Annotated in this window: 9 protein-coding genes; 4 read left to right on the top strand and 5 right to left on the bottom strand. The window is 62.0% G+C overall.

The annotated features are described in order from the left end of the window. Positions 1–98 precede the first annotated feature (98 nt). Both rfbD and rfbB read right to left on the bottom strand, forming a co-directional pair. Complete coding sequence (gene rfbD / locus AB5Y72_RS06715; protein ID WP_368198751.1) at positions 99–986, bottom strand: dTDP-4-dehydrorhamnose reductase; 888 nt, start codon at positions 984–986, stop codon at positions 99–101. Beyond that, complete coding sequence (rfbB, locus tag AB5Y72_RS06710; RefSeq protein ID WP_368198750.1) at positions 986–2,071, bottom strand: dTDP-glucose 4,6-dehydratase; 1,086 nt, start codon at positions 2,069–2,071, stop codon at positions 986–988. The genes rfbD and rfbB overlap by 1 nt, the downstream gene beginning before the upstream one ends. An 837-nt stretch (positions 2,072–2,908) precedes the next feature. Between rfbB and AB5Y72_RS06705 the strand changes: the two genes are divergently transcribed. Then, positions 2,909–3,583 (top strand): response regulator, encoded by a 675-nt coding sequence (locus AB5Y72_RS06705; RefSeq protein ID WP_010675337.1) that lies wholly within the window; start codon positions 2,909–2,911, stop codon positions 3,581–3,583. Beyond that, positions 3,583–4,965: an ATP-binding protein gene (locus AB5Y72_RS06700; RefSeq protein ID WP_368198749.1), complete on the top strand. Its 1,383-nt coding sequence runs from the start codon at positions 3,583–3,585 to the stop codon at positions 4,963–4,965. Before AB5Y72_RS06705 ends, AB5Y72_RS06700 begins: the two co-directional genes overlap by 1 nt. A 376-nt stretch (positions 4,966–5,341) precedes the next feature. Here AB5Y72_RS06700 and glk read toward each other — a convergent pair whose 3' ends face one another. Next, positions 5,342–6,310 carry a glucokinase gene (gene glk, locus AB5Y72_RS06695; protein ID WP_042076736.1) on the bottom strand — a complete coding sequence of 323 codons (969 nt, stop codon included), beginning with the start codon at positions 6,308–6,310 and terminating at the stop codon, positions 5,342–5,344. Between the two features lie 348 nt (positions 6,311–6,658). On the opposite strand from glk, the gene AB5Y72_RS06690 reads away from it, so the two are divergent. Both AB5Y72_RS06690 and pyk read left to right on the top strand, forming a co-directional pair. Further along, positions 6,659–7,513, top strand: coding sequence for a MurR/RpiR family transcriptional regulator (locus tag AB5Y72_RS06690; protein WP_029314760.1), 855 nt, complete (start codon positions 6,659–6,661; stop codon positions 7,511–7,513). A gap of 160 nt (positions 7,514–7,673) precedes the next feature. After that, entirely contained in the window at positions 7,674–9,113 is a 1,440-nt protein-coding gene (gene pyk, locus AB5Y72_RS06685; protein ID WP_368198748.1) for a pyruvate kinase, read from the top strand. A 65-nt stretch (positions 9,114–9,178) separates the two neighbouring features. Here pyk and AB5Y72_RS06680 read toward each other — a convergent pair whose 3' ends face one another. Then, entirely contained in the window at positions 9,179–10,222 is a 1,044-nt protein-coding gene (locus tag AB5Y72_RS06680; RefSeq protein ID WP_042076740.1) for an efflux RND transporter periplasmic adaptor subunit, read from the bottom strand. A gap of 14 nt (positions 10,223–10,236) precedes the next feature. Next, complete coding sequence (locus AB5Y72_RS06675) at positions 10,237–13,299, bottom strand: efflux RND transporter permease subunit (RefSeq protein WP_368198747.1); 3,063 nt, start codon at positions 13,297–13,299, stop codon at positions 10,237–10,239. Positions 13,300–13,369: the final 70 nt, after the last annotated feature.

Here is a 13,369-nt window from a genome sequence, read left to right as displayed (position 1 = left end):
CCGATTAGCCAGAGCATCTTGTTAAATCGCGCAAAGTTCCCTAATCGATTAGCTATGTGCAACAACGGCATCCCTTTGAGTTCCGTTGATGAAAGAGCTTAATTGACCAAAATCTCGCTCAACATCCGCGCCACCCCCACTTGCCAGCTCGGCAACACCAAATTGAAGGTCTGCTGAAACTTAGTAGTATCCAGGCGTGAATTGTGGGGCCGCCGGGCCAGGGTCGGAAAAGCGCTGGTCGGCACCGCATTGAGTTGGGTGACCGCCAGTTCAACCCCGGCCTCTCTGGCTTTGGCAAACACCAGTTGGGCATAGTCGAACCAGGTCGTGGTTCCCGAGGCAATCAAGTGATAGAGCCCCGCAACTTCTGGCTGGTTCTGCGCCACGCGGATCGCATGGGCGGTGCAATCAGCCAACAACTCGGCCCCCGTCGGGGCGCCGAACTGGTCGTTGATAATCGACATGTCGCTACGCTCTTTGCCAAAACGCAACATGGTCTTGGCAAAGTTGGCGCCCCGGGCGGCGTAGACCCAGCTGGTACGAAAAATCAGATGGCGAGCACACTGAGCGGCGGCGTGCTCCCCCGCCAGCTTGGTTTCACCATAGACATTGAGCGGAGCGGTCAGGTCACTTTCAACCCAGGGGCGCTCTCCACTGCCATCGAAGACGTAATCGGTGGAGTAGTGCACCAGCCAAGCGCCCAATGCTTCCGCTTCTTTGGCAATCGCCGCCACACTGGTGGCATTGAGCAGCTCGGCAAACTCCCGCTCGCTCTCGGCCTTATCGACCGCCGTATGGGCCGCCGCATTGACGATCACATCCGGTCTGACCTGACGCACAGTCTCGGCGACCCCCGCCGGGTTGCTGAAGTCGCCGCAATAATCGGTCGAATCGAAATCGACGGCGGTGATGCGACCCAAGGGGGCAAGCGAACGCTGCAGCTCCCAGCCCACCTGGCCATTTTTGCCAAACAGCAAAATATGCATCAGACGCGCTCCCCATAGTTTTGCGCTATCCAGGATTGATAAGCCCCGCTCTTGACGTTGCTCACCCACTGCTGGTTATCCAGATACCACTGCACGGTTTTACGGATCCCGGATTCAAAGGTCTCTTGCGGCTGCCAGGCCAGCTCGGCGCTCATCTTGCTAGCATCGATGGCATAGCGCCGATCGTGACCAGGGCGATCCGCCACATAGGTGATTTGCTCGCGATAGGAGCCCGCCTTCGGCACCATCTCGTCGAGCAGATCGCAGATGGTGTGCACGACCTCCAGATTCTGTTTTTCGTTATGACCACCGATGTTGTAGGTCTCACCGATAGCGCCTGTGGTGACCACGGTGTAGAGCGCATGGGCGTGATCTTCCACATAGAGCCAATCGCGGATTTGGTCACCCTTGCCATAGACAGGCAGCGGCTTGCCCTCCAAGGCATTGAGGATCACCAGCGGGATCAGCTTCTCGGGGAAGTGGTACGGGCCGTAGTTGTTGGAGCAGTTGGTGACTATGGTTGGCAGGCCGTAGGTACGGCGCCAGGCGCGCACCAGATGGTCGCTCGATGCCTTGGAGGCAGAATAGGGGCTGCTGGGGGCATAGAGCGTGGTTTCGGTAAAAAGCGGCAAAGCCTCATCAGGGGCAGCCTCATCCGGATGAATCAGGTCGCCATACACCTCATCGGTAGAGATATGGTGGAAGCGGAATGCTGCCTTGCGCGGCTCAGGAAGACTATTCCAGTAAGAACGGGCCGCTTCCAGCAGCATATAGGTGCCAACGATATTGGTTTCGATGAAATCGGCAGGGCCGGTGATTGAGCGATCAACGTGGCTCTCGGCCGCCAGGTGCATCACGGCATCGGGCCGGTGCTGGGCAAAGACCCGATCCAGTTCGGTACGGTTGCAGATATCGACCCGCTCAAACGTGTAACGATCGCTGGCGGATACCGCCGTCAAAGATGCGAGATTGCCTGCATAGGTCAGCTTATCGAGGTTGACCACTGCATCTTGGGTATGCCGGATGATATGGCGAACAACGGCAGAACCGATAAAACCGGCACCACCGGTAACAAGAATTTTCATATCAATGGATATTTATACAAAGTCAGTGAATGGCTGAGGCAGGAAGGTCTGGACTTGTATGCCTTGTATCCGAGGTAACATAGTCTGAGAAAACCACGACAACATGGCGCTGGCAACTACGTTGGCTACCGCCCTTGAGTTACAGCTCCCAATATGCTGCTTTTAACCTGATTGTGCGCGCTGTTGGCCATAATACCCTCCAGCTTGTTGTTTTGATTGATGTTTAACAATGTTGTCGCATTACATTGCACATCCAGGCAGTCCGCAGCCTGCATTGCTCACATCTTGGGCAATTGATGCCCCAAACCCGATTTTGGGCCAGATTCTATCTTGTTTGGCGCTGGGATGAATAGTCATAACCGCAGAAAACCTCTCGTAGGGTAGGGATTCAAAATTGCCACTCATTAGACCTTCTGACCCTTCTCGCGCAACATCCATCCCTACGCCACACCGGGAGTTGTTCCCAATCACCGGCATCAAACAATAAAATTGAATATGTTCAGGCGATTACAACTGCATGCCTGCGTTACCCCGATGCTCGGAGCCTAGTTGTGACGACGAGCACTGCTGCAACAGCATAGCGAGTCCCCATACCCACCTGTGCGATCAGAACAGTCGCAAGTAGTCACCAATGGAACCCCGACAGTCCTCATCTGATTCGACAGCATGACTCACAATAAAGCACGAAAGGCATGACTGCCGATGCAAGGACGGGTAGAGGAGACAAAGGCTGGCATGATTCAGTCCCGATACAGGGGGGTCAAGTAGGATCCGCATTGACTCTCCTTCTTGTTGACCCTCTAATTGACAGCCTGGACCCTTATCATCATGCATCTTATGAAAATCCTACTGGTCGAAGACGACAAGCTGCTCAATCACCACCTCTCCACGCTGTTGACCGAGGCCCAGAATCAGGTTCACAGCACGGACAACGCCCAGGTGGCGCTGCACTATGCGACCGACTACCCCATCGACGTGGCCATCATCGATCTCGGCCTGCCGGACATGGACGGCCTGCAGCTCATCAGCCGCCTGCGCGAGCAGCAGATCCCCTTCCCCATCATAGTGTTAACCGCGCGGGGCAACTGGCAGGACAAGGTGGAAGGGCTGGAAGCCGGTGCCGATGACTACCTGGTCAAGCCCTTCCAGAAGGACGAGCTGCTCGCCCGCCTCAATGCCCTGGTGCGCCGCAGCGCCGGTTTCATCTCCCCCAGGGTGAAGGCGGGTGACTACGAGCTGGATCTCTCCCGCAAGGAGCTGACCATCGCCGGCGAAGTCACCGTGCTCACCAGCTTCGAGTATCTGATCCTGGAGTACCTGATGCGCAACGCCCGCCAGGTGGTCTCCAAGCAGCAACTGCTGGACCAGCTCTACGGGGATGGTGAGGGGGATCCCAACACCATAGAGGTGATGGTGAGCCGACTGCGCAAGAAACTGGATCCGGAGGGGCTCATCCAGCCCATTTCCACCATCCGCCGCCAGGGTTACATCTTCAACCTTTCCTGCAGTTGATGCCCCTTGACATGCTGCACCCCATGACACTGATCCGTCGCTCGCTGCACCTCAAGCTGATGCTGAGCGCCATGCTGGTCATCGCGCTCATCATGGCCTTCTCCGTCTATATCCTCTACCTCGGCCACGCCGAGGAGCAGGCCCAGAAAGCCAGCATCCGCATGCAGGAGAACCTCTCCAAGCTGTTCTCCTCCAAGCAGCCGGAGCCCCACGCCATCACGGATCTCGGCGGCCTGACCCCGGATGCCATCGACCCCAATCTCGACACCCTGATCTGCCGCTCCGATGGAGAGTTGAGCTGGTCCAGCCTGCACATGCCCGAGGTGATCACCATCAAGGAGACCATCTGCCGGGATTTGATGAAGTACCTTGGGGGCCAGGATCAGGACTATTTCTTCAAGCTGCACACTATCAAAAATGGCGAGAGCTACTTCATCTACAGCCTGCGCTTCCTGCGCAACCACGGCGACGGCCCCACGACCTACTACGTGGTGATGGTCGATTCCGCCAAGCGCTACCAGGCCCAGACCCGGGACTATCTCTACCGGTGCATTCGCCAGGCATTGCTCGCCTACAGCCTGCTCGGCGCCCTGCTGCTGCTCACCAGCTTCTGGAGCCTCTCTTCCCTGCGCACCATGGCGCGGCAGATAGACGAGATCCGTGCCGGCACGCGGGAGGCGCTCTCCAAGGACTACGAGCGGGAGCTGACGCCGCTGACCGAATCCGTCAACCAGTTGCTGGAAAACGAGCGCCAGCAGACCCAGCGCTATCAGCATGCGCTCAACGATCTCGCCCACAGTTTGAAGACCCGGCTGGCCCTGATCCAGATCACCGCCCAGGAGCTCAAGCTCGGCCACGACATCCATGACAACATCAGCGAACAGATCACCACCATGGACCAGATCATCCAGTACCAGCTGCGCCGCGCCGTCACGGGTCGCAAGCGCCTCGCGAGCAAGGGCACCGAGCCGGTACCGCTCATCGAGAAGCTGCTGGCCAGCCTCGCCAAGGTCTATCGCCACAAGAAGCTGCAGACCGGCTTCCAGTTCGATGACGATGTCTTCTTCCACGGCGAGCAGGGCGATCTGATGGAGTTGATGGGCAACCTGCTCGACAACGCCTGCAAGTTCGCCATCAGCGAGATCCGGGTCCATGTCGGCCACCAGGACAACGGCCTGCTCATCGTGGTGGAGGATGACGGCCCCGGTATCGCCCCCGGCAAGTCGCAGCAGATCTTCCAGCGCGGCGTCAGGGCCGACAGCTCCCCGGGCCAGGGGATAGGGCTCGCCGTCGTCACCGAAATAGTGCACAGCTACGGCGGCAAGATCCGGGTGGATGAGTCTCCCCTCGGCGGCGCCCGCTTCCATATCACTCTCCCCTGACAGATCGGGGCCAGGCCAGTGCCTGGCCCCTGCCGCATTCGGGCATCGCCATCCCGGCGCTCACCTTCTCCCACCATTTCCCCTATGCTGCCGGGCGATGCCTTGCCGAGTGCAATGGTGCTGACAAGCTGCACCCCATCAGAAACCGACGGGCCTCTCCCCTCACCCCCTGCTCGAGCAGAAACGACGGGCATAAAAAAACCGGCCGCGAGGGCCGGTGAAACAGTTCAGGCTTGTCAGGTGACAATTCGCACCCAGCGGATGAAGACAGCTTCCAATTCCCTGTGAAACCCTGTCCTCTTGAGTACGTGAGCCTACTCTACGCCAGGGCCACTGAATCAGGGCTGAACCGCGATGAAATCGTTTCCCTAGCCTGTCAGAGACGGATCCCGAGGGACTGGCGCAGATAGGCGCCCGCACCGAGCAGGCCCGGACCTTCGTGGGTGATGAGGAACACGGGGATGTCCTTGAGGTAGGACTTGAAGCGCCCCTTGTCCTCGAACGCCACCCGGAAACCGGAGGCGATAAAGAACTCCTGGAAGCGCGGTACTATGCCGCCGGCGATGTAGACGCCGCCGAAGGTGCCCATGTTGAGGGCCAGGTTGCCGGCAAAACGCCCCATCAGCACGCAGAAGAGGCTCAGGGTACGGCGACAATCCAGGCATTCCCCCGCCAGCGCCCGCTCCGTGATGTCCTTGGGTTCGAACGCCTCGGGCTCCCGGCCGTCGGACTTCACCAGCCCGCGGTACAGGTTCACCAGACCCGGGCCGGAGAGGAAGCGCTCGGCCGACACATGGCCCAGCTCGCCGCGCATCACCTGCAGCACCGCATCTTCCTCTTCCGTGTTCGCGGCGAAGTCCACGTGCCCGCCCTCACCCGGCAGACTGAGCCACTGTTCGCCGGCCTGCACCAGGTGGGCGACCCCGAGGCCGGTGCCGGCACCATAGATGGCGATGGGCTTGCCGGCCACCGGGGCCGCGCCGCCCAGCTGGATGCGATCAGCCTCTGTCAGCACGGGCACCGCCATGGAGACGGCAGTGAAGTCGTTGATCACCTGCAGGCGCGCCAGGCCCAGATTGGCCTGCATCTCGCTGATGGAAAACTCCCAGCTGTGGTTAGTCATGGCGACCCAGTCGCCGTTGATGGGACAGGCGATGGCGATGCAGGCCTCGCCCACCTTGGCGCCATGTTCTTCCAGATAGAGGCGCACCACGGCCTCCAGGCTGGGGTGAGCCAGCCCTGAATAGGTCTTTGCCTGGGAAATGGCGCCGGTCGCCAGCTCGCAGAGGGCCAACCGGGCATTGGTACCGCCTACGTCGCCCACCAGCGCATGGGTATGCTGCATAACAAACTCCTTCGTTACCGACTCGGGGCGGCCCTTACCGTCCCGACCTTGTTATTTGGCTGCAATACTACTCGAGCCCGCTTCCCGGCGGCGCGTTTTATGAATGCAACTGTGCGCCCGCTCACAGTGTTGTTGCTTTGCAACATTTGTAAGCGTTTTCAAGGGCGGAATGGAAGTTTGTAACTAAAAACACGAAATAATTAGACATGAGTCATACTTTGTATGGACGAGATTAGTTCCGATAAGCTCTTGTCTTGTATAGTCATCGCGGAGATTGGAAACCTGCTTGAGCTGTGAATTTAGTGCACAGACACTGAAGTTAAATTACAAAAATGCCTGGTGGTAATGATGAATACCCTCGATAAAATTACGAACAATTTGGAAAGTTTCAGTAAATCAGAGCGTAAGGTGGCGGAAGTGATCCTGGCATCCCCCCAGACCGCCATTCACTCCAGCATCGCCACCCTGGCCAAGCTGGCGGATGTCAGCGAACCCACCGTCAATCGCTTCTGCCGTCGCCTCGATACCAAGGGCTTTCCCGACTTCAAGCTGCACCTCGCCCAGAGCCTGGCCAACGGCACCCCCTATGTGAACCGCCACGTGGAAGCGGAAGACGGGCCCGACACCTACACCGCCAAGATCTTCGAGTCCACCATGGCCTGTCTCGATGCCGCCAAGAACAGCCTGGACATCTCCGCCATCAACCGCTGCGTCGACATCCTGACCCAGTCCAAGAAGATCAGTTTCTTTGGTCTGGGTGCCTCCTCCGCCGTCGCCCGGGATGCCCAGAACAAGTTCTTCCGCTTCAACATCCCCGTGGTGAGCTTCGACGACATCGTCATGATGCGCATGAGCTGCATCAACAGCAGCGAAGGGGACGTGGTGGTGCTCATCTCCCACACCGGCCGCACCAAGGCGCTGGTGGAAATTGCCGCCCTGGCCCGTGAAAACGATGCCACCGTGATCGGCATGACCGCCAAGGACTCCCCCCTGGCCCGCGAGTGCAACCTGGTGCTCTCCATGGACGTGCCGGAAGACACCGACGTCTACATGCCCATGGCGTCGCGCATCGCCCAGCTCGCCCTGGTGGATGTGCTGGCCACCGGCTTCACCCTGCGCCGTGGCATGAAATTTCGCGAAAACCTGAAAAAAGTCAAAGAAGGTTTGCGCGAATCCCGCTTTGATACCCCGCACTCCTCCTGATCATTCGGGGGTTCGCCCCCGACTGTCTAAGCCACCGGGCTTGGTGTAGTATCGAAATTCAATCACAGAAGGCCACCCAGATGGCCTGCAAGCCGGCGCCATGCCACATGTTTGACGGGGCAGTATTTCAAGTCATATCAACTTCACATTGGAGTCTTTCATGCCAAGACGTACAAAGATTGTAACCACACTCGGTCCGGCGACCGATCGCGACGGCATCCTCGAGGGGATCATCCGCGCCGGTGCCGACATGGTGCGGATGAACTTCTCTCACGGCACTCCTGAAGACCATATCCAGCGCGCCAACCAGGTGCGTGAAATCGCCGCCAAGCTCGGCAGCCACGTGGCCATCATGGGAGACCTGCAAGGTCCCAAGATCCGCGTCTCCACCTTCAAGGATGGCAAGATCTACCTCGCCATCGGTGACAAGTTCATCCTCGACGCCGCCCTCGGCAAGGGAGAAGGCTGCCAGGAGCAGGTCGGCATCGACTACAAGAGCCTGCCAAACGACGTCGTGCCAGGCGATATCCTGCTGCTGGACGATGGCCGGGTACAGTTGAAAGTGGAACAGGTGGAAGGCACCCGCATCCACACCACGGTCACCGTGGCCGGCCCCCTCTCCAACAACAAGGGCATCAACAAGAAGGGGGGCGGCCTCTCCGCCCCGGCCCTGACCGACAAGGACAAGGAAGACATCAAGACCGCCGCCCGCATGAGCGTGGACTACCTGGCGGTCTCCTTCCCCCGCAGCGGCGATGACCTGCGCTACGCCCGCGAGCTGGCCCGCGAAGCCGGCTCCAACGCCAAGATAGTGGCCAAGGTCGAACGCGCCGAGACCGTCGCCAGCGACGAGGCGATGGAGGACATCATCCTCGGCTCCGACGCCGTCATGGTGGCCCGTGGCGATCTCGGCGTCGAAATCGGCGACCCCGAACTGGTGGGTGTGCAGAAGAAGCTCATTCGCCACTCCCGCCGCCTGAATCGCGTGGTCATCACCGCGACCCAGATGATGGAGTCCATGATCAACGCACCGCTCCCGACCCGTGCCGAAGTCATGGACGTGGCCAACGCCGTGCTGGACGGCACCGATGCGGTGATGCTCTCCGCCGAGACTGCCGCCGGCCAGTTCCCCATCGAGACAGTCACCTCCATGGCCAGCGTCTGCGTGGGCGCCGAGAAGCACCCGAGCCTGAACGTCTCCAACCACCGCATGAGCTACACCTTCACCTCGGTGGAAGAGGCGGTGGCCATGTCCACCATGTATGCGGCCAACCACCTGGAAGGGGTCAAGGCGATCGTGGCGCTGACCGAATCGGGCACCACCCCGCTGCTGATGTCCCGCATCAGCTCCGGCCTGCCGATCTTCGCCATGTCCCCCCACAACAAGACCCTGGCCTGGGCCAACCTCTACCGCGGCGTCACCCCTGTGCTGTTCGACGGGGACGAGACCAAGCCGGTCTACGAGGTGTGCCGCGACGCCCTGGACGTGCTCAAGGCCAAGGGGCTGCTGCAAAGCGGCGACATGGTGTTGCTCACCCACGGCGACAAGATGGAGACCGTCGGCAGTACCAATACCTGCAAGGTGATGATGGTCGAGTAATCGCCCAGCCACCGGCAACAAAAACGGCTCCCGCGGGAGCCGTTTTTCATGGTGACCAGGCTGGATCAGCCGCGAAACAGCTCCACCTTGTCCCCATCCTGCAGGCTGCCGGCGCCGCGCACCACCACCCTGTCCCCCTGCTTGAGGGCCCCGCTCACCGCCACCTGCCGGTTGTCGCCAAACAACACTGTGACCGGCACCCGGTTCACCTTGAGATCCGCGCCACTCTGCTCCACCTGGTAGACCACGCTCCCCTCGGTGCCGAGCACCAGAGCATCCCGCGGCAGCAGCATGGTCTGCCGCTCCCCCATCGGCAGCGCTACCCGCACCGGCGAGCCTATGATGAAACGCCCAGGCTCGGGTCTGAGGCGCAGCTCGATGAGGCGGGATTTGGGATCGGCGCTCGCCGCCCGCTGGTAGTAGACGGCGTGGCTGCTGAGCTGCTCCCCCTCCACCCGCAACCGGGTCTGGGCGGCCAGTTGCTGGGCCCAGGCGATGGGCGCCCGCAGCCGGATGTCCGGCTCGTCGGGATTGACCAGCTCCAGCGCCTGCTCCCCTTCATCCACGTGCTCCCCCGGCTGGACGAAGTGCTCGTTCACCACACCATCGAACGGCGCGAAGATGCGGCTTCTGCGCAGCTGCTCCTCGATCTGGCGCACCTGTACCCGGGCCAGTTGCTCGGCCAGTTCCGCCTGCTCCACATCGTAGCGCGCCTTGTCGTACTGGCTTTGGGAGGCGCTCTTCTGCTGGTGCAGCCGCTCCAGACGCTGGAACTCTGCACGGGCGTAGCGCAGGTTGCTCGCCTCCCTGGCTTGCTCCGCCCTCGCCTGCTCCAGCGAGAGGCGCAGGGTCGCGCCGTCCAGGCGCAGCAGCTCGTCCCCCGCCTTCACCCGGCTGCCGAACTCGGCAACCCACTCCACCCGTCCGCTGACCTCGGCGCTGAGCGCCGCCTGCTGACGGCTCGCGACCGTGCCGCTGACCCAGATGCTGGCCCCCGCCTCCCCCTGGGCCACCTCCGCCAGGGTCACCATCTTGCTCTGCGCCTGCGCGGGCAACGCGCCCGCCAGCAGCAGGGCGCCCACTGCCATCCTTGTGAAACCTTGTGTCATCGTGAGCTCCTTGCTCAGGCCCGCTGCCGAATGGCCTGCGGCACGTCGACCCGCTCACCCAGCCGCAGGAAGGCGGGTAGCAGGATCAGGGTAAACAGGGTGCTGCAACTCATGCCGCCGACGATGACGGTGGCCAGCCCCCGGTAGATTTCGCTCCCCTCGCTCGGGCTCAACATCAGCGGCAACATGCCGAAGATGCTGGTGAGGCTGGTCATGGCGATGGGGCGCATCCGGCTTTGCAGGGCATCGGCCACCGCCAGCTGGCGACTCAACCCCTCCCGCTCCGCCGTGCGGGTCTGGTGCACCAGCAGGATGGCGTTGTTGACCACCAGCCCCAGCAGGATGACGAAGCCGATGATTGTGAGCAAGTCCATCGGCAGCGGCACCAGCAACCCGCTCAGTCGCAGCGCCAGCACACCGCCGACGGCGGCGAGGGGCAGGGTAAGCAATACCAGCACGGCATCTTTCAGGGAGGCGAACACCCCCCACAGCAGGATGAGCAGGATCAGCACCGCAAACAGGAAGATGCTGCCGAGGTTGTCCAGCGCCTGCTGCAGGCTGTCGGCATTGCCGGCGACCTGCAGCTCCCCGCCAGCCGGCAGTATGGGTCTGATGGCGGGGAAGCTCTTGCTCTGCAGGGTCTCCAGCACCTGCTCCATGCTCACGCCGTCCGGCGGGGTGATCATGAGTTGGATGCTGCGCCGGCCGTCGGCCCGGAAGATGCTCTCCGGCCCGAGGGCTGGCTCCACCCGCAGCAGTTCGCCGAGGGGGACGATGCGGCCTGACGGGGTCGCAAGCGGCACCGCCTTGAGTTCGTCCGGGTTGGCCGAGCTCTGGCCCATCAGCAAGATGTCCAGCCTGTCCTCCCCATCGAAATACTCGCCGACCCGCAGGCCATCCCCGAAGGTCTGGATGATGGTGGGCAGGGGGGTGCGATCCCAGCCCACCTCGGCCAGACGCCTGTCTTGCGGCACCAGCCTCAGCTCGGGGGCGGTAAAATCGAGCCCGGGCTCGGGCCTGACCTGGGCCCCCGGCAGGTCCTGCTGCACTATGGCCATGCTCTCGCGGGCCGCCTGATAGAGCTCGGGCAGGGTGCCCCCCTGAATGAGCAACGAGATGCCGTTCTCGCTGTCAAAACCGCCAAACAGGGAGCCTTGGCCGCCGAAGGCCCGGGTGTCCGGGATGTTGACGAGCAGCTGGTCCATCAGCAGGCGCTCGAGCACTTTGATCCGGGTCTCGTCCTTTGGCCGCACCCCGATCTGGGCGCCCCCCGGGTAGCGCAGGATGTAGTAGTTCTTGAGGGCGGGCTCCTTCTCCCCCTTCATATAGGGATCCAGCCTGGCGATGAGGGTGTCTATCACCTCTTCGCGCTGGGCCTTGGGATTGACCCCCGGGGTGAAGCTCATCCAGACGTCGATGGCATCGCGCTTCACGTCCGGCAGGTAGTTCATCTTGGGCAGCAGCAGCCAGCTCGCCAGCACGGGCAGGCTCATCATCAGGGTGATGATGGCCCAGCGCCGGCGAGGCGTCGCCGTCCAGCGGATCACGTGACGGGTGGTGCCCTGCCACAGGTTGTCGTAGGGGTCGGTCAGGCGTTCGCGCCCCATCCAGCGCGCCGCCACCGCCGGCAAGACGGTCACCGCCACCACCATGGAGACGGTGACCGCACAGGCGATGGTCAGCGCCAGATCCGCAAACAGCTGCCCCTCCACGTCGTTGAGCAGGAGCACCGGCAGGAAGATGGCGACCGTGGTCAGGGTGGAGGCCACCAGCGCCGTCCACACCCGGCTGGTCCCCTCCAGCGCCGCCTCCGCCTTGCTGATATCCCCCGGCTCGGTGCGGCGGTAGATGCTCTCCAGCACGACGATGGCGGCATCCAGCACCATGCCGACCGCAAAGGCGATGCCGGCCAGGGAGATGACGTTGAGGGTGCGCCCCATCACCTTGAGCAGGCAGAAGGTGAGCATGATGCTGATGGGGATGGCGATCGCTATCATCAGGGTCGCCTTGAGCTGGCGCAGGAAGACCCAGAGGATGGCGCAGGAGAGCAGCACCCCCAGCCCCAGGTTGGCGGTCACCATGCCCACCGCCCGGTTGATGTAGAGGGAGGCGTCGAACGACTGCTCCATGTGCAGGCCGACCGGCTCCAGCACCTCCCGGTTCAGCTCCCCGACCTTGGCCTTGATCCCCTCCAGCGCCGCCAGGGCGTTGGCGCCGCTCTCCTTGAAGATCTGGGCCGCGATGGCCGTGTTGCCGTTCTGGATGCGCAGCACCGGGTTCTCCTCCCGGGCCAGCCGCACCTCGGCCACGTCCCTCAGGTAGATGGGCAGGCCGTCGCGCCAGTCCACCACCTTGTCCCCCAGGGTCTCCACGTCGTAGCGGCCGGCGAAGCGCAGCTTGTACTCCCAGCGGCCGATGTCGAGGGTGCCGGCGGAGACGTCCCAGTCGGTGCTGGCCCGGCTGGCGAGCACAGGGATCTCCACCCCGAGTTCGGCGGCGCGGTAAGGGTCGAAGCGCACCTGGATCTGGCGCTCGTTGATCCCCTCGATGTCGACCGTCGACACCCCGGGGATCCGCTCCAGCTCCGGCTTGACCCGCGCCTCGATCAGCGCCTGATGATCGTCGATCAACCCCTTGGCGCCGGGCAGTTGCTGGATGAAGAAGAAGGTGAGGGTGTCGTTGGTGCTGTAGTTGTTGACGTAGGGGCCGTCGATGTTGTCCGGCAGGCCGGAGACCCGGTTCAGGCGCGAGATGACGTCGAGCTGGGCCCGCTGCATGTCGGTGCCGAGGGCAAATGCCATGTTGATCTCGGTGAAGCCGGGGTAGCTGTTGCTGCCGATGCTTTTCAGCCCCTGCACCCCCTGCATCTCCTGCTCGATGGGGTCGGTGACCTCCGACTCCATCTCCTGGGGCGAGGCGGAGCGCCAGCTCACCGAGATGTTGAGGTGGGGACGATCGATGTCGGGGAACAGCTGGATGGGCAGTCCCCGGATGCTGAGCAGGCCCAGCAGGAAAATAAGCACGACCGAAACCGCCACCCAGATGGGGCGTTCGATCGCCGTTTTGGCGAGGTTCATTCACTCTTCCTGAGTTGTTGTTATCGGCCATTCCGCTGGCCTGGCTTCCTGCCCAAGGGTGAGGGCCATT

Origin of the sequence: Aeromonas sp. R7-4, from assembly GCF_040908055.1 — a bacterium.
GTDB lineage: Bacteria > Pseudomonadota > Gammaproteobacteria > Enterobacterales > Aeromonadaceae > Aeromonas > Aeromonas sanarellii.
This window is presented reverse-complemented; position numbering and strand designations above follow the sequence as displayed.